Raw genomic sequence first — 19,426 nt, 5'->3', positions numbered from 1 at the left:
GGTTTTGGCCAGTGTATAGCCAAAACCTCACAGGTAATATTCAACAGTGCATGATCTTATCCAGGGAGACTTCTTCATGAAAACCAAGATGACCGTGATCGCCGGGCTGGCCTTGGCCGCCCTTGCCGGAACGGCCGTGATTGCAGACAGCCATGCGGACAAGGCCGCGCTGGCCGCCGTCAAGGCCCGCCAGGCCACCATGGACCTTTACGCCTTCAACCTCGGGCAGCTTGGCGCAATGGCCAAGGGCGAGGTGGAATACAATGCCGATGCCGCCGCTGCGGCGGCAGGCAACCTGGCCAAACTGACCTCGATGAACCAGATGGCGGCCTGGAAGCCGGGCACCGACAACGCCACTCTGGGCGATGTGACCCACGCACTGCCGGCCGTCTGGGAATCGGGCAGCACCGTTGGCGAGAAGGCCCAGGCGCTGGCCGAAGCCAGCGCGGCCCTCGAGGCGGCAGCCGGCGGCGGGCTCGACTCGCTGCGCGGCGCGATGGGCCCGGTGGGCAAGGCTTGCGGCGCCTGCCACGAGCTCTATCGTGCGAAGTCGAACTGAGGTCTGACGACTGACACATGCGGGCGGCTTCAGAGCCGCCCGTTTTCACGAGAGGTGCCATGCGCAAACTGCTTGCAACCCTGACCGGCCTGGCCGTGATCGCCGCCGCGGGCGGTTGGATCCTCTCCGCGCCGAAACCATTGCCTCAGGACGCCATGGCGGGGCTGGCCGGCGATGCCGAGCGCGGCGCCACCGTGTTCTGGGCCGGCGGCTGCGCCGCCTGCCACGCCGCACCGGGGGCCGAGGGCGAGGCCCGGCTGGTGCTGGCCGGCGGCTACCGGATGGAAAGCCCCTTCGGCGCCTTCGTCGCGCCCAATATCTCGCCCTCGCCGCAGGGCATCGCCGGGTGGAGCGATCTGGACCTCGCCAATGCTCTGACGCGGGGTGTGTCGCCCTCGGGCAGGCACTACTACCCTGCCCTGCCCTATGGCACCTACGCCCGGATGACCCTGCAGGACGTCGCAGACCTCAAGGCCTTCATGGACACACTGCCCCCATCGGACGTGGCGAGCAAGCCGCACGAGGTGGGTTTTCCCTTCAACATCCGCCGCGCACTGGGTCTGTGGAAACTCCTGTTCCTGAACGATGACTGGGTGCGCCCCGCCGATACGCCCGAGCTGGAACGCGGCCGCTACCTCGTCGAGGCACTGGGCCATTGCGCCGAATGTCATACCCCCCGCAACGCGCTTGGCGCGCTCGATACCACGCGCTGGCTGCAGGGTGCGCCGAACCCCTCGGGCAAGGGCAAGATCCCGGCGATCAACGCCGCGAACCTGAGCTGGAGCGCCGAGGACATCGCCTATTACCTCGAAAGCGGCTTCACCCCCGACTACGACAGCGCCGGGGGCGAGATGGCGCAGGTGGTCAAGAACATGGCACATCTGACGCCCGAGGACCGGGCGGCCATAGCTGCTTACATCAAGGCAGTCCCCTAACGCCCCGAGTGTTCAGTCCCGCGCGTCGTCGTCGGAGGGGCTGATCGGAGAGGTCATGCCCCGAGGCTAGCGCTGCGTCAGAACCGGCGCCACAGGGCCAGCGAAACCGCGCTGCTGATGGTGCCGGAGTGCTGCCGCTCCAGCCCAAGCACCCAGGTCGCGCCCTTGGGTGTATCGTAGCGCAGGTGCGCCGAGGCGCGCCATTCGCGCAGGCCCCAGCCGGTGCGGCCCAGGCCCAACTGCAGCATCGGCTGGAGCCGGGCCTTGCCCAACCCGCCGAGCGTGCCGTCGAGTTTCCAGCCGGCCTTCGGTTGACCGCTGCGACGTTCGACACTTGCGGTCAGGTCGTACCAGCCCCGATCCCAGCTGCGCCCATGCGCCAGTGACAGGCGATACATCGCGCCGCCGCCTCCGGCTTCGCGATGCACGCCCAGTCCGAATTCCGCGGCGAAGCGGTTCGCGCCCCTGCCCTGCGCGATCGGCAGGCGCAGGAAGAGCAATGCGTGGCTCGACAAGCCCGGCGTGTAATAGGCATCGAAGCCAAGCGTCAGGCGCGGGGTCAGCCCGTAGGCGGCATACAGCCCCGCTTCCTGCATCGCGCCGAAGCCATCCCACCGGTAGAAGCCGGTGGTGGCGACAAAACCCGTGCCCTTCTCCTCGGAGAAGGCCCCGGCACCGGCGGGGCCGGCGCGCAACAGGCAGATCAAGAGCAACAACCAGACGCGCATGGGACACCTTTCGGCGCACAGCATGGTTAATCAGGGTTAATGTTTGGTTACCGCCACGGGGTCGCGATGCGACGCCTTGACCGTTGCGCCCTGCGCCCCATGCGCTATGCTGCGGCGCAGCAAGATCGGAGGGGCACCATGGGACATGTATTGACCATCGCCCAGCAGAAGGGCGGCGCCGGCAAGACCACCCTCGCGGTGAACCTTGCGGTTGCCTTCGCGCGGGCGGGCAAATCGGTTGCACTGATGGATATCGACCCGCAGGGCAGCGCCGGGCGCTGGTTCATGACGCGGATCGAGGGGATGGAAGACCCCGGACTGCATTTCTCGACCGCCTCGGCCTGGGGCGTCGGCTATGAATGCCGCCGGCTCGCCGACATGCATGATATCGTCATCATCGACACCCCGCCCAAGGCCGACAGCGACCTGCGCCCCGCCCTGCGCGCCGCCGACCTCGTGCTGATCCCGGTCGCCACCAGCCATGTCGACCTCTGGGCGGTCGAAGCGGTGCTCGACCTCACCGACCGGGCCGAGAAGCCTGCGCTGATGGTGATGACCCGGTCGCGCCCCGGCACCCGGCTGGCGGCGGATGTGGCGTCGAAGGCCGCCGAGATGGAGGCGCGCGTCGCCGATGCGGTGATGGCCAACCGCGTGGTCTATGCCGAGACGCTGGGCCAGGGCCGCTCGGTGCTGGAGGCGCCGAAGGGGCCGGCGCATGCCGAGATGGCGAGGCTGGTGGCCGAGATTGAGGACGCCCTGGCCTGAATTGCGAATCGCGCCGAATGCCGACACCTTGCCCCGGCAAGGCAAGGAGTATGGCGGATGGCCCAGGAAAACAGCACGACCCACACCGCCGAGGAGGATGCGCGCAACCGCGACATCCGCATCTGGGTCAACGGCGAGCTCAAGCATCGCGACATGGCCAAGGTCTCGGTCTACGACTCGGGCTTCATGCTGGGCGACGGCATGTGGGAGGGGATGCGCCTTTACAACGGCAAGTGGGCCTTCTTCGACGAGCACATGGACCGGCTGTTCGACAGCTGCAAGGCGGTGAGCCTCGACATCGGGATGGACCGCGCCGGCGTGCTGGCGGCGCTGACCGAGACGGCGGCCGCCAACGGCATGACCCATGACGTGCATTGCCGGCTGATGGTGACGCGCGGGGTCAAGGTGAGGCCCTTCCAGCATCCCTCGCTGTCGCGGAGCGGGCCGACGGTCGTTATCATCATGGAGCATTCCAAGCCGGTCGATTCACTGCAATCGGAGGGCATCCGCCTGGCGACGGTGCCGCAGGTGCGCGGGTTGCCGATGAGCCAGGACGCGAAATACAACAGCCATTCCAAGCTGAACTGCGTAATCGCCTGCCTGCAGGCGGAACAGGCCGGCGCGGATGAGGCGCTGATGCTCGACCCGCATGGCTTCGTGAACACCACCAACGCCTGCAACTTCTTCATCGTCCGCAAGGGCCAGGTTTGGACCTCGACCGGAGATTACTGCATGAACGGGGTCACGCGGCAGAAGGTGATCGACCTCTGCCGCGCCGATGGCATCCCGGTGTTCGAGCGGAACTATTCGCTGGTCGACGCCCATGGCGCCGACGAGGCCTTCCTGACCGGCACCTTCGGCGCGCAGACGCCGGTGGCCTCGATCGACGGCAAGCCGGTGGGTACCGAGGGCGGGCGCGGACCCGTGTTCCGGCGAATCCGCGAGCTTTACGCCGAGCTGGTGCGCGAGAACACGCGCTGAGGGTCAGGCGATCAGGCGCAGGAGCAGCAGGGCCGAGCGCAGCAGCACCTTGTTGGAGTTGAGCGCAGCGGCGATGCGGATGTGGTGCTCGCTCTGGCCGTTGGAGGAACGCAGCAGGCGCGTTTCGGCCTCTTCCAGGGCGCTGGCGAAGGCGGCCTTGGCGGCGGGCAGCGTGTCGGCGCGGATGGCGCGGAACTGCTGGTTGCCCATGCGGACTTGCGGCTGCGCGCGGTCAAGGTTGCGCCGCACGGTTCGGCTGAGCGAGCGTTCGACGTCCGAGAGCACCACCCGCGCCTCGCTATAGGCCGGGTTGCCCCGCAGCAGGCCGGCAGCCTGGCCGTAGACCTGGCTGTAGCAGTCGTAGCGGTAGACCTTCTGCAGGCGCTGGCAGCCGCGCACGCCGCCGGTCAGCAGCTTGACCACCGCATTGGTGGTGGCCGCGTTGGCCTGGGCGCCCGAAGGGGTGCCATATGCGGTGCCGGCATTGCGCGGAGCGCCATAGCCACCGCCCTCGCCATAGGCCAGGACGTTCGAGGGAAGAAGCAGCGAGCCTATAAGCAAGGCCCTGAAAACATGGGAAAACATACCAGGACTATCCAAACAAGGGTGCAACAATGGTTGCTAGTCTAGCATGACCCGCGGCCGGCGGAAATGGCCGCGTCAGGCGGCGCGCATCCCGTCCTGCTGGATCGAGGAATAGAGCCAGTCCTCGGGCCGCGAGACCAGGCCGCGGCGCACCGGGGCGAACCAGCACCGGCGCACGCTTTCGGCGTAATCGACAACGCCGGTGATCAGCCGCGGCGGTTCGGCGGCGCGCCAGCGGACACGGCCGGGGCCGATGGCGCCGGCAAAGGCACGGCGGATCGCGCGCCAGCGGCCGACGGTATCCATGTCGCCGGCCGGAAGCGTCCAGACGCAGAGCAGGCGGTCAGGCAGCGCAACCCAGGCATCGAGCCGGAACGGATGGCTCTGCTGCACCCTCGCCACGGCCTCCATCAGCGAATCGAACTCAGCCACCAGCAGGGGATTCGCCTTGCCGGAAAGTTCGAAGTTCATGAATAGGGTCGCGGGAATTGTGAGACCAAATGGCTGATGCAACATGTGCTGATGATTCCAATTAACCTTTAACAAATGGTGAACCGCACCACGAAGGAACCACAATTTGCGGCTGGCGTGGCAAAACGAGCGGATTTCGGGCATCGCATGGCGACGGACCTCGTTCAAGACGGTTCAGGCTTTGTCTTCGCCAACATCGGCTCGGAACGGGGCAGTTCTGTGGCCTGAATGCGCCCTGTTTTTGACCAATTCTTCCGTAACCTTCATCACAGTCATCCGGCGGCGTTTCGGGGTAAGCTTGTCCAAACGCCAGCGATTCGACCCTTTGGCGCGTCAAGGGAGCAGAGCCATGAGCAAGGACGACGTCATCCAGCTTGCCCAGTCGAAAGAGGGCAAGAAGGCGCGGATGAAGAAGCTCGAGACCGAGCCCGCCGGCACCCGCGAGAAGAAGCTTCCCAAGGAGGTCAAGGACGGGCTGGAAGAGCATTTCGGCGTCAAGCTGAGTAAGGTGCGTGTCCACACCGGCGGCAATATCAAGGACATCTGCCGCGAGCTGAAGACCAAGGCCTTCGTGATCGACCAGAACCTCTATTTCTCCAAGACCAGCGATGCCAAGAACACCGAGATGCTGACCAACCAGCTCACCCAGGTGATCCAGTTGTTCAACGACAAGCTGAAGAAGAAGACCAAGGACGGGCGCGCGATCATCGCCAAGAAATAGCCGGTGCTGTTGTCGGAAAGCCCGGCGGCGCTACACTTTTCTGCGATTGTATTGACCAGTGCCAAGGGCGGATTCATCATGGAAGCACATCCATTTCAATGCGGAGAAACGTCATGATCCAGCGTCGCTGCTTCCTCACCGGCTGCGCCGCAACGCTGGCCCTGCCCTCGCTCGCGCGGGCCGCGCAGGAGCCTTTCGATATCCAGCCGCAATACGTCTGGACCCGGCGCGAGTTCGACATGGCGCTCGAGCCCGGGCAGATCCTGATCGTGCCGAGCCGGTTCTACCTTTATCTCGTGACTGACAAGCGCAAGGCGATCCGCTATGGCGTCGCCGTGGGCAAGGAGGGGCTGGAGTTCCGCGGTACCGCCGTGGTGCAGGTCAAGAAGGAATGGCCGACCTGGCGCCCGACGCCCGAGATGATCAAGCGCGACCCGCGCACCTATCGCAAGTTCGTCGACAACGATTACGTCCAGCCGGGCGGCCCCGGAAATCCGCTGGGCGCGCGGGCGCTCTACCTGTTCCAGGACGGCCGCGACACCGGGGTGCGCATCCACGGCACCATCGCGCCCGAGACCATCGGCACCGCCGGGTCGAACGGCTGCTTCCGCATGATCAACGAACATGTGATGGATCTCTATACCCGCGTGCCGGTCGGCACGCCCGTGACGGTGCTCTGATCCCCGGCTCCGGGCCATGATGCTGATCCTGCTGCTGGCCCTGAGCCTTGTCCTGCAACCGACCGACGTGCCGCCTGCCCATCCGGAGCCGGAGGAGGTCGCGCTGGTGATTCACCGGCTGGGGCCGTTGCAGACGCTCTCCTTCGCCACTGACCGCGAATATTGCGGCTATCTGCTGGGCGGGGCCAATGGCGCGCTGTTCTTCACCGAGATGGTGCGCGGCGGCCATGACGGCTGCACCCCCCTGCGCCCGGGCGGCGGACGGCGGGTGCTGGCTTCGGTCCACACCCATGGCGCCTACAACCCGCGGGTCCCGGCCGAATTTCCCACCACGCTCGATATCGAGAGCGACCGGCGCGAGGGCGTGGCGGGCTATGTCGCCACCCCGGGCGGGCGGCTCTGGTATATCGACAGCCGCCGGATGGTGACTTTCCAGCTCTGCGGTCCGGGCTGCCTTCCGCAGGATCCGAAGTTCCGCGAAGGCGATGACGGGGTGATATCTGAACGCTACACCTATCGGCAACTCCTGGCTCTTGAGACGGGTCATCCCTGAAAAAGCTTGCCAGAAAGGCGTTTTGGCCCCATATACCGCGCCGCGACGTTAAGCTATCGACCCAACTGCTCCGACCCGGCTCAGTCCTCGATCTTGCGAAGACCTTGCCGACCTGCCGCATCCCGTGGGCAGACTAAAACGTAGGAGTAACGACGATGGCCAAAGGCACCGTCAAGTGGTTCAACGCCACCAAAGGTTTCGGTTTCATCGCCCCCGAGGGCGGTTCCAAGGACGTGTTCGTCCACATTTCGGCTGTTGAGCGCGCCGGCCTGACCGGCCTCGCCGACAACCAGAAAGTCAACTTCGACATCCAGCCCGGCCGCGATGGCCGCGAGGCTGCTGTGAACATCACCCTGGCCGACTAAGCTGGGCGATTTCGCACAGGAAAGGCCGGATGCGCAAGCGTCCGGCCTTTTTTGTTGGGCAAGGGCGAGCGCCGGTCCGCGGGATGGCGCGGCGATCGCTCAGTCGGCCCTGGCGCGGGCGGCGAGGTCGAGCACGGTTGGCCCGATGGCGGCGACGATCTTTGCCACGCCTTCCGCGTTCAGGTGGATGCCGTCGGGCTGGAACCATCGCTGCAGGGCCGCCGGGTCGCCCTCGCCCAGGCCCGCGAAGTAGTCGGGCAGGAAGAGCGTGCCATAGGCCTGGGCAAGGTCGGCGTAATTCGCCTCGAAGGCGGCCTTGTAGTCCGGCCCGTAGTTGCCCGGCGCGCGCATCCCGATCAGGAGCACCGGCACATGCGCCTCCTGCGCGGCCTTGAGGATGGTGTCGAGGTTCCTGCGCGCCTCGGCCGGGTCGATGCCGCGCAAGAGGTCGTTGCCCCCAAGTGCCACGATCATCGCGTCGACCTCGGGCGTCAGCGTCCAGCCGACCCGCGCGGCGCCCCCCGCCGTGGTATCACCCGAGACCCCGGCGTTGAGCAGATGCACCCCGGCCCCCTGCCCGTCGAGCCAGGCCTGCAGCTGCGGCACCAGCCCCTCTTCGGGCGGCAGGCCGTAGCCCTGGGTCAGGCTATCGCCAAGCGCGGCGATGGTGATTTCATCGGCCAGCGCCAGAACAGGCGAGAAAATCAGGATAAGTGCCGCCAGAAACTTGCGCATTCCGGGATGAACTCCATATGCCCTTGAACAGGCGATCAAACTGACAGGGCCCATGACCGAGCCAGTACTTTCCCTAAAAGATGCCGCTTTGTCGCTGAATGGCAATGCCGGGCGCGTCGATATCCTGCATGGCATCACGCTGGACGTGATCCGGGGCGAGAGCCTGGGGCTGGTTGGGCCTTCCGGGTCGGGCAAGTCCTCGCTGCTGATGCTGATGGGCGGGCTTGAGATGGCGACCGGCGGCACCATCCTGGCGCTGGGGCAGGATCTGACGGCGATGAACGAGGATGCGCTGGCGCGCTTCCGGCGTGATCACATGGGCGTGGTGTTCCAGTCCTTCCACCTGATCCCGACGATGACCGCGCTGGAAAACGTGGCGACGCCGCTGGAACTGGCGGGCGTCAAGGACGCCTTCACCAGGGCCAGGGCCGAGCTGGAGGCCGTGGGCCTGGGCGCGCGGGCCGATCACTATCCGGCGCAGCTGTCGGGGGGCGAGCAGCAGCGCGTTGCGCTGGCGCGGGCGCTGGCGCCGCGCCCGCAGATCCTGCTGGCGGACGAGCCGACCGGCAACCTGGACGCGGCCAATGGCGCAGCCATCGTCGAGCTGCTCTTCGGCCTGCGCGACCGGCACGGCGCGACGCTGGTGCTGGTGACCCATTCCGACGAGCTGGCGGCGCGCTGCGACCGGGTGATCCGGCTGCATGACGGCCGCCTTGCCCCCGAGGCGCAGCGGGACGCCGCCGAATGAGCTGGGCGCTGCCCTGGCGGCTGGCCCGGCGCGAGCTGCGCGGCGGCCTGCGCGGGTTCCGCATCTTCCTCGCCTGCCTGGCTCTTGGCGTGGCGGCGATTGCCGCCGTCGGCACCGTGCGGGCCAGCATCGAGGCGGGACTGGCGCGCGAGGGCGCGGCGCTGCTGGGCGGCGATGCCGAGATGGATTTCACCTATCGTTTCGCCACCGAGGCGGAAAAGGCCTGGATGGCCGAAAACGCCCTGGCGGTGTCGGAGGTGGTCGACTTCCGCTCGATGGCGCTGGTCGACCGCGACGGCATACCGGAACGGGCGCTGACGCAGGTGAAGGCGGTCGACGGGGCCTATCCGCTGATCGGCGCGGCACTGCTCGAACCGGAGATGCCCCTGCGCGAGGCGCTGGAGGGCCGCGATGGGCTGCCCGGCGCGGTGATGGAGCGGGTGCTGATCGACCGGCTGGGGCTGACACCCGGCGAGACCTTCCGCCTGGGCACGCAGGACTTCGTGCTGATGGCCGCGCTGGCGCGCGAGCCGGACAATGCCTCGGCCGGTTTCGGGCTGGGGCCGCGCACCCTGGTGGCGACCCCGGCGCTGGCAAATGCCGGGCTGCTGTCGCCGGGCTCGCTCTATTCGACGAAATACCGGCTCGACCTGCCCGAGGGCACCGACCTCGAGGCGCTGTCGCGGGCGGCCGAGGCGCAGTTCCGCGATGCCGGGATGCGCTGGCGCGATTCGCGCAACGGCGCGCCGGGTGTGTCGCGCTTTGTCGAGCGGATGGGCGCCTTCCTGGTGCTGGTCGGCCTGTCGGGCCTTGCCGTGGGCGGGGTCGGCGTTTCGGCGGCGGTGCGGGCCTATCTGGCCGGCAAGACCAATGTGATCGCCACGCTGCGCACGCTGGGCGCCGAGCGGCGGGTGATCTTCCGCACCTATTTCCTGCAGATCGGGGCGCTGTCGCTGGTGGGCATCGTCCTGGGGCTGGCGCTGGGCGGGATGATCCCGGTGCTGCTTGGCCCGCTGATCGAGGCGGAGTTGCCAGTGCCCTCGGAATTCGCGCTCTACCCCGAGCCGCTGGCCGAGGCGGCCATCTATGGCCTGCTGACCGCCTTCCTGTTCACCCTCTGGCCGCTGGCCCGCACCGAGGAGGTGCGCGCCGCCACGCTGTTCCGCGACGCGCTGGCCGGCGCGCGTCTGCTGCCCGCGCCGCGCTATCTCGCCGCCACCGCGCTGGGGCTGGCGCTGCTGGTCGGGCTCGCCGCCTGGTTCAGCGGCACGCTCTGGCTGACGCTTTGGACCGGCGGCGGGCTGGCCGGGGCGCTGGTGGTGCTGGCGGCGGCGGCCTGGGGGATCAGGCGCATCGCCGGCCGCTCGGCCCGGCTGGCGCGCGGCCGCGCGCCGCTGCGCTGGGCGCTGGCGGCGATCTCGGGCCCGCGCGAGGCGGCGGCCTCGGTGGTGCTTTCGCTGGGGCTGGGGCTCTCGGTGCTGGCCGCCGTGGGGCAGATCGACGGCAACCTGCGCAACGCCATCACCGGCGACCTGCCGGACGTGGCGCCGTCGTATTTCTTCGTCGACATCCAGAAGGACCAGATGGAGGGCTTCAACCGCCGCCTGCAATCCGACCTGTCGGTGCACCGCGTCGACTCGGCGCCGATGCTGCGGGGCGTCATCACCCAGATCAACGGCCGCCCGGCACGCGAAGTGGGCGGCGACCATTGGGTGGTGCGCGGCGACCGGGGCGTGACCTATGCCGGCGCCCTGCCCGCCCGCACCCGGATTACCGCCGGGACCTGGTGGGGCGAAGACTACAACGGCCCGCCGCAGATCAGCTTTGCCGCCGAGGAAGGGGCCGAGTTGGGGCTGAAGCTGGGCGACGAGATCACCGTGAACATCCTGGGCCGCGATATCACCGCGCCGATCACCAGCTTCCGCGAGGTGGATTTCTCGACCGCCGGGATCGGCTTCGTGCTGACGATGAACCCCGGCGCGCTGGAGGGGGCGCCGCATACCTTCATCTCGACCGTCTATGCCGACGAAGAGGCCGAGGCGGCCATCCTGCGCGACCTGGCCGGGGCCTATCCGAACATCACCGCGATCAGGGTCCGCGACGCCATCGACCGGGTCTCGGACGTGCTGGCGAGCCTGGCGGCGGCCACCTCATGGGGCGCGGCGGCGACACTTCTGACGGGCTTCCTGGTGCTGATCGGCGCGGCGGCGGCGGGCGAAGGCGCGCGCACCTACGAGGCGGCGGTGCTCAAGACTCTGGGCGCCACGCGCGGGCGCATCCTGGCAAGCTTTGCGCTGCGCTCGGCCCTGCTGGGCCTTGCCGCCGGGCTGGTGGCGCTGGGGGCGGGGATTGCCGGGGGATGGGCCGTCAGCATCTTCATCATGGAGACGAAGTTCGCGGTGATCTGGCCCTCGGCGTTGGGGATCATAGGCGGCGGCGTGCTGACCACGCTCGCCGCCGGGCTGCTCTTTGCCTGGCGCCCGCTCGGGGCGCGGCCCGCGCGTGTCCTGCGCGCGCGGGAGTAGCCCTCAGGCCACCTCACGCATCGGCTGGAGCATCAACGCCATGGCGCTGTTGTCCCGCATGATGTCGGCAAGGCTGAAATGATCGAGGTGGCTGTAGAAGGCTTGGCTCGCATCGGCCAGCACGTTGCGCAGGGCGCAGGCACCGACGAAGCGGCAGGAGCAGTCCGAATCCGCGACGCAGTGGTTCACGTCCGGGCAGCCCTCGACATCGCGGAACACCTGGCCGATCGAGATCGCCGAAGGCGCACGGCCAAGCCGGATACCGCCATTGCGGCCGCGCTGTGTGTCGAGATAGCCGATGCGCCCGAGCTGGTTTATGACCTGCGCCAGGTGGTTCTCGGAGACATCGCAACATTCGGCGACCTCGGATTTCGTCACCAGACGTTCGGGATGCGTTGCACAGTACATCAGCAGGCGCATGGCGATGCTGGTTCTCTTCGTCACCCGCATTGGTTGGTCCCTCCTGGCGAAATGCCGTTGGGGCAATCTCGCACATTCGTGAACGGAATGATTTGATACAAATCAAATGACGGATATCGGAGCACGGCGCATGTCAGACCCCTGGTTCTTCGGCTACGGCAGCCTGGTCAACCGCGCGACGCATGATTATGCGACGCCCCGCCCCGCCCGTCTGGGCGGCTGGGCGCGGGCCTGGCGGCAAACCGCGCTGCGCCCGGTGGCCTTTCTGACGGCGGTGCCTGCGCCGGGCACTGTGATCGAAGGGTTGATTGCGGCCGTGCCGAATGCCGACTGGGCGGCCCTGGACGCGCGCGAATGGGCGTACGAGCGTCTGCCGGCGACCGATGTGGCCCACGACCTGACCGGCACGCCCGAGATCGCGCTATACGCCGTGCCCCAAGCACACCAGGCAGCCCCGGACGTGGCGCATCCGATATTGCTCAGCTACCTGGACGTGGTGGTGCAGGGCTATGCCCGCGAGTTCGGGGAAGAGGGCGTTGATCGCTTCTTTGCGACGACCCGCGGCTGGGAGGCACCGGTGCTCGACGACCGCGCCCTGCCCCGCTATCCGCGGTCGCAACGGCTGACCCCAGCCGAGACCCTTCTGGTCGATCACCATCTCGACCGGCTGGGCGTGCGGATCCTGCGCGATTGAGCCGATTGTCAGAGCGCGGGCAAGCGCCTAGCCTGCGGCCATCGGATGGGGAGATCCGTTCATGCGGGTGGTGATGATCGCACTTGGCGCGCTTGCCGGCGGCATTGTCGGGGCGGCGGCGGGTATGTTCCTGCTGCTGACATTCGGGTCGGCGCTGGGACTGATCGATTTCGAGGGGGAACGCGCGATGACCGCCGCGTTTCTGGGCGGGCCCGTCGGGGCCGGGATCGGCGCCGCCCTGGGCGTGATGCTGGTCAGGCGGCTGTTGCGCGCCTGACCTTGTCGTCTGCCTGGGGTTCAGAGGCCGTAGGCGTGTTCCAGTGCGATGCGGCGGATGCCCGAACGGTGCAGGCCGAGGTCGGCGAGTTCCTTGTCGCTCAGCCCTGCGAGTTCTGCATAGGTCTGGCGGTAAACTTTGCGGCGGGCATGTGCCGCCTTGACCGAGGTCCAGAGCGCTGCGACGCGGTCGCCGAAGGTGAAGCCATGTGCCGAAGCGCGGAGAGTCTGTGCCATATCAAGGCCCTTTCTGATGACGCCGGTCCCGCCCTCCTCCGCATACGGGACCCGCTGTTTGCTGCATTGCAGAATAATCATGCGGACGCGTTGCAACAATGAACATTCCGGCAAGGCCGCCTTGCGCTGGCAGCAAAGCTGCCCCTGCCCTGCACGCAAAGAAAAACGCCCCGGAGCCTGGCTCCGGGGCGCTCGGATAGGGCAGTGTGACTGCGCCTTATTCCTTTTCCTCGATGATCTGCACCAGGTGCGGGATCGAGTTCACCATACCGCGCACCGAGGGGGTATCCTCGAGCTCGCGGGTGCGGTGCATCTTGTTCAAGCCCAGGCCGACCAGCGTGGCACGCTGCTTGGCGGGACGGCGGATCGGCGAACCAATCTGCTTGACAACGATGGTTTTTGCCATGTCCGGATCTCCTTACGCTTCGGCTTCAGCCGGGGCTTCGTCACGCTTCGGCAGGATGTCCGAAACCTTCTTGCCACGGCGTTGGGCCACCGAGCGCGGCGACTGTTCTTTTTTCAGACCGTCGATGGTGGCGCGGATCATGTTGTAGGGGTTCTGCGAACCGAGCGACTTGGAGACCACGTCCTTGACGCCGAGCATCTCGAACACGGCGCGCATCGGACCACCGGCGATGATCCCGGTCCCTTCCGGTGCGGCCCGCATGACCACCTTGCCGGCGCCATGACGGCCTTCCATGTCGTGGTGCAGGGTACGGCCTTCGCGCAGTTGCACGCGGATCATCTGGCGGCGGGCCTGTTCGGTCGCCTTGCGGATGGCCTCCGGAACTTCCTTGGCCTTGCCCTTGCCGAAGCCGACACGGCCCTTCTGGTCGCCTACGACGACGAGTGCCGCGAAGCCGAAGCGCTTGCCGCCCTTGACGGTCTTGGACACGCGGTTGATCGCGACCAGGCGGTCGGCGAATTCCGGTGCTTCCTCGCGCTCGCGGCGGTTGCCCCGGCGGTTGCTGGTTTCTTCTCTTGCCATGAAGGCATCCTTTCCGTCGTGGCGCCGTGGCGCCGTTTGGTCCAATCCTGGTGAGCCGAAGGCTCCCGGATCATCGAGGCGGGGTCAGCCGCCTGCAGACAGGCGCGCAATGAATGCGCACCCTGGGTTCCGTCGGTAGGGTGCGCTTTCATTGCGCACCCTGTGCCGTCAGATGTTCAGGCCAGCTTCACGCGCGGCGTCGGCCAGAGCCTTCACCTTGCCGTGGAACAGATAGCCGCCGCGGTCGAAGTAGGCGTCGGAGACACCGGCCTTCTTGGCGCGCTCTGCGATCGCCGCACCGATCTTGGCGGCGGTCTCGACGTCGTTCTTGCCGGTGGCAAGATCCTTCTCGCGGGTCGAGGCCGAAGCCACGGTCACGCCGTTGACGTCGTCGATCAGCTGGCAGCTGATGTTCTTGTTGGAACGGTGCACCGACAGGCGCAGGCGCCCGGCGTTGACCTTGCGAAGCTTGTTCCGGACGCGCAGGCGGCGCTTGAGGAACAGTTGTCTTTTGCTGTTTGCCATCTCTCGCGTCCTTACTTCTTCTTCCCTTCCTTGCGGAAGATGAATTCGTTCTTGTAACGGATGCCCTTGCCTTTGTACGGCTCGGGCGCACGCCACTTGCGGATGTTGGCCGCAACCTGGCCGACCTGCTGCTCGTCGATACCCTCGACGACGATCTCGGTCTGCTTCGGCGCGGTCACGGTGATGCCCGGAGGCGGCGTGAAGTCCACATCGTGGCTGTAGCCGAGGTTCAGCTTGAGCACGTTGCCAGCCATTGCAGCACGGAAACCCACACCCTGGATCTCGAGCTCTTTCTTGAAGCCGGTGGTAACGCCGGTCACAAGGTTCTCGATCATCGAGCGGGACATGCCCCACTGCTGGCGCGCACGCTTGGACGAACCGCGGGGTTCGACCTTCACTTCGCCCTCACCGATGGTGATGGTGACGTCGTCGGTCGCGTTGAAGGTACGGGTGCCTTTCGGCCCCTTCACCTCGATGGACTGACCGCTCAGCGTCGCGGTGACGCCGGCCGGCAGCGGAACGGGTTTTTTGCCAATACGAGACATCAGAACCCTCCTTAGAATACGGTGCAGAGCACTTCGCCGCCAACATTGGCTTCGCGTGCGGCTGCATCCGACATCACACCTTTGGGGGTGGAGACAATCGACACGCCCAGGCCGTTACGGACCGAGGGGATGTCCTTGACGCCCATGTAGACGCGGCGGCCGGGCTTGGAGACCCGCTTGAGCTCGCGAATGACAGGGGTGCCTTCGAAGTATTTCAGACCGATTTCGAGGGCCGGGTGGCCGTCGGCGCCGGTGACTTTCTCGTAGCCGCGGATGTAGCCCTCGGACACCAGAACGTCGAGCACCCAGGCGCGCAGCTTGGAAGCGGGGGTCGTCACGGTGGACTTGCCGCGCAGCTGGCTGTTGCGGATCCGGGTGAGCATGTCTGCGATAGGATCGTTCATCACTGTCTCTCCCTTACCAGCTCGATTTCACCATGCCGGGGATCTGGCCGTTCGAGCCGAGATCCCGGAGCGCAATCCGGCTGATTTTCAGCTTGCGGTAATAGGCGTGCGGACGCCCCGTCAGCTGGCAGCGGTTGTGCAGGCGGGTAGCCGAGCTGTTGCGCGGCAGTTTTGCGAGCTTGAGCGAGGCGCGGAAGCGCTCTTCCATCGGCTTGCTCTGGTCGTTGATGATCTCTTTGAGAGCGGCACGCTTGGCGGCGAACTTGTCGACCAGCTCCTGACGCTTCTTCTCGCGTTCGATCATAGATTTCTTGGCCATGTCTGTTCCTTCCCGCGCTTACGAGTTGAAGGGCATGTTGAAATGCTTCAACAGCGCCTTGGCTTCAGCGTCGGTCTTCGCCGTGGTGGCGATCACGATGTCCATTCCCCAGACTTCATCGACCTTGTCGAAGTTGATCTCGGGGAACACGATATGTTCCTTCAAGCCCATGGCGTAGTTGCCACGGCCGTCAAAGGACTTGCCGGAAACGCCGCGGAAGTCGCGGACGCGCGGCAGGGCCACGGTGATCAGGCGATCGAGGAATTCGTACATCCGGTCGCCGCGCAGGGTCACTTTCGCACCCAGCGGCATGTCCTCGCGGACCCGGAAACCGGCGATCGACTTCTTGGCCTTGGTGATGACAGCGTGCTGGCCGGCGATCGTGCTCAGATCTTCCTGGGCCGACTTGACCTTCTTGCTGTCACGAACGGCCTCAGCACCGGCGCCGATGTTCAGGACGATCTTGTCCAGGCGCGGGATCTGCATGACGTTGGTGTAGCCAAACTCTTCCTTCAGAGCGGCACGCACCTTGTCGGCGTAGAGGCTCTTGAGGCGCGGGGTGTAGTTCGCGGTATCAAGCATCGATCACGTCCCCCGTGGTCTTGGCGAAGCGCACCTTCTTGTCGCCTTCCAGCTTGAAGCCGACGCGGGTCGGTTTGCCGTTGGCGTCGATCAGGGCGAGGTTGGACAGCTGGATCGGCAGTGCCTTGGGAAGGCGGCCACCCTGGCTGGTCTGGGTCTGGCGGGTATGGCGGATGGCGACGTTGATGCCTTCCACGACGGCCTTGCCGGCTTTCGGGTCAACGGAGGTGATGGTCCCCTCCTTGCCCTTGTCCTTGCCGGTCAGCACGACGACCTTGTCGCCCTTGCGGAGTTTCGCAGCCATCAGAGCACCTCCGGAGCCAGCGAGATGATTTTCATGAAGTTCTTGGCGCGCAGCTCGCGCACCACCGGCCCGAAGATACGGGTGCCGATCGGCTCCATGTTGTTGTTGATGATGACCGCGGCGTTGCGGTCGAAGCGAATGGACGTGCCATCCTCGCGGCGGACTTCCTTGGCGGTGCGCACGACGACGGCCTTGCGGACGTCCCCTTTCTTAACGCGGCCGCGCGGAATCGCTTCCTTGACCGAGACGACGATGATGTCGCCGACCGACGCGTACCGGCGGTGCGAACCGCCGAGGACCTTGATGCACTGCACCCGGCGTGCGCCGGAGTTGTCAGCAACATCCAGATTGGTCTGCATCTGGATCATTTGGTTTCTCCCGACCTTTGGGGGCTGTTCTGATTCTTGCCCCCAGGGTTTCGCTCAAACTGGATGTGATGGGGGCTTACGCCTCCAGCACCTCCCAGCGCTTGGTTTTCGACTTCGGAGCGCATTCGATGATGCGGACGGTGTCACCGACCTTGAATGCGTTCTTCTCGTCGTGTGCCCGATATTTCTTGGACCGGCGAACGGTCTTCTTGAGAACCGGGTGGGTAAAGCGGCGTTCGACCAGAACAGTGATGGTCTGGGCGTTTGCGTCGCTGGTAACGGTGCCTTGCAGAATACGCTTGGGCATTGATCTCGCTCCTTATTCCTGCGCGGCCGCGGCAGCGGCCTTCTGGTTCAGCACGGTCAGCACGCGGGCCGCATTGCGGCGGGCGGCGCGGATCCGGGCCGGGTTTTCCAGCTGGCCGGTGGCCTGCTGGAAACGCAGGTTGAAGCTTTCCTTCTTCAGGTTGGCCAGTTCCTCGCGGAGCTGGTCCGGGGTCTTGTCGTGCAGTTCCTTGGCGTTCATGCGCCATACTCCTTTCAACATCACCGGAAGGCCCCTTGCCCCATGCGCGAGGGTCACCCTGATTCCAGTGGAGTACATGGATGAGCGGCCCCTATAGGCGGCTTTCCCTGCATTGGCAACCCCGGAATGATGGGCGCTGTCCGGGTGGTCGCGACGAGTGCCAGAGGTCCACGCCCTTTGGCCGCACGCGCATCGGGGGCGCTGCCCCCGTCTCCCTTCGGTCGACTCCCCTGGAGATATTTATGAAGAAGAGAAATCAGGGGTGCGGCGCCAGGCGTCCAGGGGTTGGTCCGGCCGTAGGGCCGGAGCCTGGGCGCCTCAGGCGTTCTTGTCCTCGGGGTCGATCATGTATTTCTGCAGCGCCACGATCTGCCACCACAGGAAACCGAAGAGCGCGGCGGGGAAGGCGAAGGTCTCGATCTTGACCCAGAGGTCGGTGGACATCGTGCGCCAGACGAATTCGTTGGCCGCGGCCAGCACCAGGAAGGCGAGGAAGAGGCGGCGGGTCAGCAGCATCCAGCCCTCCTCGCGCATCGGAATCAACTCGCCCATGACGTAGGCGAGGTAGGATTTGCCCTGCAGCAGGCCGATCCCCAGCAGCGCCGAGAAGACGCCGTAAACAATGGTCGTCTTCATCTTGAAGAAACGCTCGTCGTTGAACCAGGCGGTGAGGCCGCCGAAGAAGATCACCATGAAGGCGGTGAAGACCTGCAGGCGGCTGAGCTTGCCCGAGAGCTTCCACAGGATGCCCATTGCGACCAGCAGGATTGGCACGAAGACAATGGTGGCGACGATGAAGCCCGAGTAGTCGGTGCCGTGGAAGGTATAGGTATTGTCGCGGATCCGCAGGTAGATCAGGAAGAACAGCAGCGTCGGGCCGAGTTCCAGCACCTGCTTGACCCAGGGGTTCACGACTTTCTCTTGCCTTGCCATGCCGGTGCCTCAGCCTCCCATTTCAACGATCACCGCGCCGAGCGCGATCAGGGCCATCAGCACAACGCGGCGCGGCCCCACGGTTTCCTTCAGGACGATCCAACCGATCAGCGCGGCGAAGACCGTCGAGGTCTCGCGCAATACCGCCGCTTCGCCCACCTTGTCGAGCCGTGTCGCCATCATCACCGAGCCGAAGCTGCCGAAGGCGATGATTCCGCCGAGGACCCCGCGCCGCAGCAGCGGGCCGACTTCGGGGCGCTCGGTCATGCTGCGCCAGCGCAGCAGCGCGATCACCGGCATCACCAGCCCGTCGATCATGAAGAACCACGCCAGGAAGGTGAAGGGGTCGGCGGTCGAGCGGATGCCGTAGGCATCGTAGGTCGTGTAGAGCGCGACGAAGAGACCGGTCACCACCGCCAGCGCCAGCGCCGTCTTGAGCGTGTCCCGGGAGGCCTGCAGGAACATAAGGTTGTAGGCCGCCAGCCCGAAGATGCCGGCAAGCAGCACCGCGATGCCGAGCCACTGGGTCAGCGTGAAGACCTCGCCGAAGATGAAATGCGCGCCGATCACCGCGAAGAGAGGGCCGGTGCCGCGCACCACCGGGTAGACCACCGTATAGGCGCCCTTGGTATAGGCCTGGGCCTGCAGCAGCTTGTAGGCGACGTGGATCACGAAGGCGCAGGCGAAAATCCACCACATGTGCGGTTCGGGCCAGGGCACCACGAAGAAGGCAAGGGGCGCGGCCATCAGACCATAGCTCGCGTCGATGGCGCCACGGGACAGCCAAGGGTCGTGACGCCCCTTCTGCAGGGCCCCGAAGACGGCGTGCAGGAAGGCCGCCAGCAGGGCGAGGATCAGCGCCAGCCTGTGGCCGGCCTCGGTGCCTTCGAGGGAGAGCAGCCAGGCACTCATGTCCGGAGGCCCTTGGGGAACCGGCCGGCCCAGGCCGCGTTC

At 66.2% G+C, this 19,426-nt stretch carries 31 protein-coding genes; 12 read left to right on the top strand and 19 right to left on the bottom strand.

What is annotated here, in order from left to right; genetic code table 11:
- Window positions 1–76 precede the first annotated feature (76 nt).
- Both IE266_RS07200 and IE266_RS07195 read left to right on the top strand, forming a co-directional pair.
- Window positions 77–559 (top strand): c-type cytochrome, encoded by a 483-nt coding sequence (locus tag IE266_RS07200; RefSeq protein WP_189679355.1) that lies wholly within the window; start codon window positions 77–79, stop codon window positions 557–559.
- 59 nt (window positions 560–618) lie between these two features.
- On the top strand, window positions 619–1,494 hold the full coding sequence (locus IE266_RS07195; protein ID WP_189679354.1) for a c-type cytochrome: 876 nt from the start codon (window positions 619–621) through the stop codon (window positions 1,492–1,494).
- 77 nt (window positions 1,495–1,571) lie between these two features.
- On the opposite strand, the gene IE266_RS07190 is transcribed toward IE266_RS07195, so the two are convergent.
- Window positions 1,572–2,222, bottom strand: coding sequence for a hypothetical protein (locus tag IE266_RS07190; protein WP_189679353.1), 651 nt, complete (start codon window positions 2,220–2,222; stop codon window positions 1,572–1,574).
- 138 nt (window positions 2,223–2,360) lie between these two features.
- Here IE266_RS07190 and parA point away from each other — a divergent pair, with 138 nt between their 5' ends.
- Both parA and IE266_RS07180 read left to right on the top strand, forming a co-directional pair.
- Window positions 2,361–2,987, top strand: coding sequence for a ParA family partition ATPase (gene parA, locus IE266_RS07185; protein WP_189679352.1), 627 nt, complete (start codon window positions 2,361–2,363; stop codon window positions 2,985–2,987).
- A gap of 57 nt (window positions 2,988–3,044) precedes the next feature.
- The gene (locus tag IE266_RS07180; RefSeq protein ID WP_189679351.1) at window positions 3,045–3,968 is read left to right on the top strand and encodes an aminotransferase class IV; all 924 of its coding nucleotides are present in this window, start codon (window positions 3,045–3,047) and stop codon (window positions 3,966–3,968) included.
- A 3-nt stretch (window positions 3,969–3,971) separates the two neighbouring features.
- Here IE266_RS07180 and IE266_RS07175 read toward each other — a convergent pair whose 3' ends face one another.
- Window positions 3,972–4,553, bottom strand: coding sequence for a hypothetical protein (locus IE266_RS07175; RefSeq protein WP_189679350.1), 582 nt, complete (start codon window positions 4,551–4,553; stop codon window positions 3,972–3,974).
- A 75-nt stretch (window positions 4,554–4,628) separates the two neighbouring features.
- On the bottom strand, window positions 4,629–5,024 hold the full coding sequence (locus tag IE266_RS07170; protein ID WP_189679349.1) for a hypothetical protein: 396 nt from the start codon (window positions 5,022–5,024) through the stop codon (window positions 4,629–4,631).
- A 349-nt stretch (window positions 5,025–5,373) separates the two neighbouring features.
- Here IE266_RS07170 and IE266_RS07165 point away from each other — a divergent pair, with 349 nt between their 5' ends.
- From IE266_RS07165 to IE266_RS07150, 4 genes are all read left to right on the top strand, one after another.
- Window positions 5,374–5,745, top strand: a complete 372-nt coding sequence (locus IE266_RS07165) for an eCIS core domain-containing protein (protein ID WP_189679348.1) — start codon at window positions 5,374–5,376, stop codon at window positions 5,743–5,745.
- A gap of 113 nt (window positions 5,746–5,858) precedes the next feature.
- Complete coding sequence (locus IE266_RS07160) at window positions 5,859–6,425, top strand: L,D-transpeptidase (RefSeq protein WP_189679347.1); 567 nt, start codon at window positions 5,859–5,861, stop codon at window positions 6,423–6,425.
- Between the two features lie 16 nt (window positions 6,426–6,441).
- On the top strand, window positions 6,442–6,978 hold the full coding sequence (locus IE266_RS07155) for a DUF4329 domain-containing protein (RefSeq protein WP_189679346.1): 537 nt from the start codon (window positions 6,442–6,444) through the stop codon (window positions 6,976–6,978).
- A 155-nt stretch (window positions 6,979–7,133) separates the two neighbouring features.
- Window positions 7,134–7,343, top strand: coding sequence for a cold-shock protein (locus IE266_RS07150; RefSeq protein ID WP_189679345.1), 210 nt, complete (start codon window positions 7,134–7,136; stop codon window positions 7,341–7,343).
- 99 nt (window positions 7,344–7,442) lie between these two features.
- On the opposite strand, the gene IE266_RS07145 is transcribed toward IE266_RS07150, so the two are convergent.
- Window positions 7,443–8,078, bottom strand: a complete 636-nt coding sequence (locus IE266_RS07145; RefSeq protein ID WP_189679344.1) for an arylesterase — start codon at window positions 8,076–8,078, stop codon at window positions 7,443–7,445.
- Between the two features lie 52 nt (window positions 8,079–8,130).
- On the opposite strand from IE266_RS07145, the gene IE266_RS07140 reads away from it, so the two are divergent.
- Window positions 8,131–8,826, top strand: a complete 696-nt coding sequence (locus IE266_RS07140; protein WP_189679343.1) for an ABC transporter ATP-binding protein — start codon at window positions 8,131–8,133, stop codon at window positions 8,824–8,826.
- Window positions 8,823–11,351: an ABC transporter permease gene (locus IE266_RS07135; RefSeq protein ID WP_189679342.1), complete on the top strand. Its 2,529-nt coding sequence runs from the start codon at window positions 8,823–8,825 to the stop codon at window positions 11,349–11,351. The genes IE266_RS07140 and IE266_RS07135 overlap by 4 nt, the downstream gene beginning before the upstream one ends.
- A 3-nt stretch (window positions 11,352–11,354) precedes the next feature.
- Here IE266_RS07135 and IE266_RS07130 read toward each other — a convergent pair whose 3' ends face one another.
- Entirely contained in the window at window positions 11,355–11,801 is a 447-nt protein-coding gene (locus IE266_RS07130; RefSeq protein WP_189679341.1) for an RrF2 family transcriptional regulator, read from the bottom strand.
- 100 nt (window positions 11,802–11,901) lie between these two features.
- Here IE266_RS07130 and IE266_RS07125 point away from each other — a divergent pair, with 100 nt between their 5' ends.
- Together IE266_RS07125 and IE266_RS07120 are read left to right on the top strand one after the other, a co-directional pair.
- A complete protein-coding gene (locus IE266_RS07125; RefSeq protein WP_189679340.1) occupies window positions 11,902–12,465 on the top strand; it encodes a gamma-glutamylcyclotransferase family protein in 564 nt (187 codons plus the stop codon).
- Between the two features lie 61 nt (window positions 12,466–12,526).
- Window positions 12,527–12,742, top strand: coding sequence for a hypothetical protein (locus IE266_RS07120; protein WP_189679339.1), 216 nt, complete (start codon window positions 12,527–12,529; stop codon window positions 12,740–12,742).
- Window positions 12,743–12,762: 20 nt separating this feature from the next.
- Here the strand turns inward: IE266_RS07120 and IE266_RS07115 are convergent, their stop codons facing one another.
- From IE266_RS07115 to IE266_RS07050, 14 genes are all read right to left on the bottom strand, one after another.
- A complete protein-coding gene (locus IE266_RS07115; RefSeq protein ID WP_189679338.1) occupies window positions 12,763–12,978 on the bottom strand; it encodes a DUF1127 domain-containing protein in 216 nt (71 codons plus the stop codon).
- Window positions 12,979–13,195: 217 nt separating this feature from the next.
- Window positions 13,196–13,384 carry a 50S ribosomal protein L30 gene (gene rpmD, locus IE266_RS07110; RefSeq protein WP_189679337.1) on the bottom strand — a complete coding sequence of 63 codons (189 nt, stop codon included), beginning with the start codon at window positions 13,382–13,384 and terminating at the stop codon, window positions 13,196–13,198.
- 12 nt (window positions 13,385–13,396) lie between these two features.
- Window positions 13,397–13,966, bottom strand: coding sequence for a 30S ribosomal protein S5 (gene rpsE / locus IE266_RS07105; RefSeq protein ID WP_189679336.1), 570 nt, complete (start codon window positions 13,964–13,966; stop codon window positions 13,397–13,399).
- Window positions 13,967–14,134: 168 nt separating this feature from the next.
- The gene (gene rplR, locus IE266_RS07100; RefSeq protein ID WP_189679335.1) at window positions 14,135–14,491 is read right to left on the bottom strand and encodes a 50S ribosomal protein L18; all 357 of its coding nucleotides are present in this window, start codon (window positions 14,489–14,491) and stop codon (window positions 14,135–14,137) included.
- Between the two features lie 11 nt (window positions 14,492–14,502).
- A complete protein-coding gene (rplF, locus tag IE266_RS07095) occupies window positions 14,503–15,036 on the bottom strand; it encodes a 50S ribosomal protein L6 (protein WP_189679334.1) in 534 nt (177 codons plus the stop codon).
- An 11-nt stretch (window positions 15,037–15,047) separates the two neighbouring features.
- The gene (gene rpsH / locus IE266_RS07090; protein WP_189679333.1) at window positions 15,048–15,440 is read right to left on the bottom strand and encodes a 30S ribosomal protein S8; all 393 of its coding nucleotides are present in this window, start codon (window positions 15,438–15,440) and stop codon (window positions 15,048–15,050) included.
- A 13-nt stretch (window positions 15,441–15,453) separates the two neighbouring features.
- Complete coding sequence (rpsN, locus tag IE266_RS07085) at window positions 15,454–15,759, bottom strand: 30S ribosomal protein S14 (protein WP_189679332.1); 306 nt, start codon at window positions 15,757–15,759, stop codon at window positions 15,454–15,456.
- Between the two features lie 18 nt (window positions 15,760–15,777).
- Window positions 15,778–16,341, bottom strand: a complete 564-nt coding sequence (gene rplE, locus IE266_RS07080) for a 50S ribosomal protein L5 (protein WP_189679331.1) — start codon at window positions 16,339–16,341, stop codon at window positions 15,778–15,780.
- Window positions 16,334–16,645: a 50S ribosomal protein L24 gene (rplX, locus tag IE266_RS07075; RefSeq protein WP_189679330.1), complete on the bottom strand. Its 312-nt coding sequence runs from the start codon at window positions 16,643–16,645 to the stop codon at window positions 16,334–16,336. The genes rplE and rplX overlap by 8 nt, the downstream gene beginning before the upstream one ends.
- A complete protein-coding gene (gene rplN, locus IE266_RS07070) occupies window positions 16,645–17,013 on the bottom strand; it encodes a 50S ribosomal protein L14 (RefSeq protein ID WP_189679329.1) in 369 nt (122 codons plus the stop codon). The genes rplX and rplN overlap by 1 nt, the downstream gene beginning before the upstream one ends.
- A gap of 76 nt (window positions 17,014–17,089) precedes the next feature.
- Window positions 17,090–17,320 carry a 30S ribosomal protein S17 gene (rpsQ, locus tag IE266_RS07065; protein WP_189679328.1) on the bottom strand — a complete coding sequence of 77 codons (231 nt, stop codon included), beginning with the start codon at window positions 17,318–17,320 and terminating at the stop codon, window positions 17,090–17,092.
- Between the two features lie 12 nt (window positions 17,321–17,332).
- Window positions 17,333–17,539: a 50S ribosomal protein L29 gene (gene rpmC, locus IE266_RS07060; protein ID WP_189679327.1), complete on the bottom strand. Its 207-nt coding sequence runs from the start codon at window positions 17,537–17,539 to the stop codon at window positions 17,333–17,335.
- A 318-nt stretch (window positions 17,540–17,857) separates the two neighbouring features.
- Complete coding sequence (locus IE266_RS07055; RefSeq protein WP_189679326.1) at window positions 17,858–18,472, bottom strand: inner membrane-spanning protein YciB; 615 nt, start codon at window positions 18,470–18,472, stop codon at window positions 17,858–17,860.
- Between the two features lie 9 nt (window positions 18,473–18,481).
- Window positions 18,482–19,384, bottom strand: coding sequence for an EamA family transporter (locus tag IE266_RS07050; protein WP_189679325.1), 903 nt, complete (start codon window positions 19,382–19,384; stop codon window positions 18,482–18,484).
- Between the last annotated feature and the right edge of the window lie 42 nt (window positions 19,385–19,426).

Source organism: Seohaeicola zhoushanensis, assembly GCF_014656415.1.
GTDB classification, from domain to species: Bacteria; Pseudomonadota; Alphaproteobacteria; order Rhodobacterales; family Rhodobacteraceae; genus Seohaeicola_A; species Seohaeicola_A zhoushanensis.
Note: the sequence above shows the minus strand (reverse complement) of the source record. Positions and strands in the feature narration are given on the sequence as shown.

Coding starts and splice junctions, on each gene's coding strand:
- IE266_RS07200 (WP_189679355.1), top strand. CDS start 77: ATGAAAACCAAGATGACCGTGATCGCCGGGCTGGCCTTGGCCGCCCTT.
- IE266_RS07195 (WP_189679354.1), top strand. CDS start 619: ATGCGCAAACTGCTTGCAACCCTGACCGGCCTGGCCGTGATCGCCGCC.
- IE266_RS07190 (WP_189679353.1), bottom strand. CDS start 2,222: ATGCGCGTCTGGTTGTTGCTCTTGATCTGCCTGTTGCGCGCCGGCCCC.
- parA (WP_189679352.1), top strand. CDS start 2,361: ATGGGACATGTATTGACCATCGCCCAGCAGAAGGGCGGCGCCGGCAAG.
- IE266_RS07180 (WP_189679351.1), top strand. CDS start 3,045: ATGGCCCAGGAAAACAGCACGACCCACACCGCCGAGGAGGATGCGCGC.
- IE266_RS07175 (WP_189679350.1), bottom strand. CDS start 4,553: ATGTTTTCCCATGTTTTCAGGGCCTTGCTTATAGGCTCGCTGCTTCTT.
- IE266_RS07170 (WP_189679349.1), bottom strand. CDS start 5,024: ATGAACTTCGAACTTTCCGGCAAGGCGAATCCCCTGCTGGTGGCTGAG.
- IE266_RS07165 (WP_189679348.1), top strand. CDS start 5,374: ATGAGCAAGGACGACGTCATCCAGCTTGCCCAGTCGAAAGAGGGCAAG.
- IE266_RS07160 (WP_189679347.1), top strand. CDS start 5,859: ATGATCCAGCGTCGCTGCTTCCTCACCGGCTGCGCCGCAACGCTGGCC.
- IE266_RS07155 (WP_189679346.1), top strand. CDS start 6,442: ATGATGCTGATCCTGCTGCTGGCCCTGAGCCTTGTCCTGCAACCGACC.
- IE266_RS07150 (WP_189679345.1), top strand. CDS start 7,134: ATGGCCAAAGGCACCGTCAAGTGGTTCAACGCCACCAAAGGTTTCGGT.
- IE266_RS07145 (WP_189679344.1), bottom strand. CDS start 8,078: ATGCGCAAGTTTCTGGCGGCACTTATCCTGATTTTCTCGCCTGTTCTG.
- IE266_RS07140 (WP_189679343.1), top strand. CDS start 8,131: ATGACCGAGCCAGTACTTTCCCTAAAAGATGCCGCTTTGTCGCTGAAT.
- IE266_RS07135 (WP_189679342.1), top strand. CDS start 8,823: ATGAGCTGGGCGCTGCCCTGGCGGCTGGCCCGGCGCGAGCTGCGCGGC.
- IE266_RS07130 (WP_189679341.1), bottom strand. CDS start 11,801: ATGCGGGTGACGAAGAGAACCAGCATCGCCATGCGCCTGCTGATGTAC.
- IE266_RS07125 (WP_189679340.1), top strand. CDS start 11,902: ATGTCAGACCCCTGGTTCTTCGGCTACGGCAGCCTGGTCAACCGCGCG.
- IE266_RS07120 (WP_189679339.1), top strand. CDS start 12,527: ATGCGGGTGGTGATGATCGCACTTGGCGCGCTTGCCGGCGGCATTGTC.
- IE266_RS07115 (WP_189679338.1), bottom strand. CDS start 12,978: ATGGCACAGACTCTCCGCGCTTCGGCACATGGCTTCACCTTCGGCGAC.
- rpmD (WP_189679337.1), bottom strand. CDS start 13,384: ATGGCAAAAACCATCGTTGTCAAGCAGATTGGTTCGCCGATCCGCCGT.
- rpsE (WP_189679336.1), bottom strand. CDS start 13,966: ATGGCAAGAGAAGAAACCAGCAACCGCCGGGGCAACCGCCGCGAGCGC.
- rplR (WP_189679335.1), bottom strand. CDS start 14,491: ATGGCAAACAGCAAAAGACAACTGTTCCTCAAGCGCCGCCTGCGCGTC.
- rplF (WP_189679334.1), bottom strand. CDS start 15,036: ATGTCTCGTATTGGCAAAAAACCCGTTCCGCTGCCGGCCGGCGTCACC.
- rpsH (WP_189679333.1), bottom strand. CDS start 15,440: ATGAACGATCCTATCGCAGACATGCTCACCCGGATCCGCAACAGCCAG.
- rpsN (WP_189679332.1), bottom strand. CDS start 15,759: ATGGCCAAGAAATCTATGATCGAACGCGAGAAGAAGCGTCAGGAGCTG.
- rplE (WP_189679331.1), bottom strand. CDS start 16,341: ATGCTTGATACCGCGAACTACACCCCGCGCCTCAAGAGCCTCTACGCC.
- rplX (WP_189679330.1), bottom strand. CDS start 16,645: ATGGCTGCGAAACTCCGCAAGGGCGACAAGGTCGTCGTGCTGACCGGC.
- rplN (WP_189679329.1), bottom strand. CDS start 17,013: ATGATCCAGATGCAGACCAATCTGGATGTTGCTGACAACTCCGGCGCA.
- rpsQ (WP_189679328.1), bottom strand. CDS start 17,320: ATGCCCAAGCGTATTCTGCAAGGCACCGTTACCAGCGACGCAAACGCC.
- rpmC (WP_189679327.1), bottom strand. CDS start 17,539: ATGAACGCCAAGGAACTGCACGACAAGACCCCGGACCAGCTCCGCGAG.
- IE266_RS07055 (WP_189679326.1), bottom strand. CDS start 18,472: ATGGCAAGGCAAGAGAAAGTCGTGAACCCCTGGGTCAAGCAGGTGCTG.
- IE266_RS07050 (WP_189679325.1), bottom strand. CDS start 19,384: ATGAGTGCCTGGCTGCTCTCCCTCGAAGGCACCGAGGCCGGCCACAGG.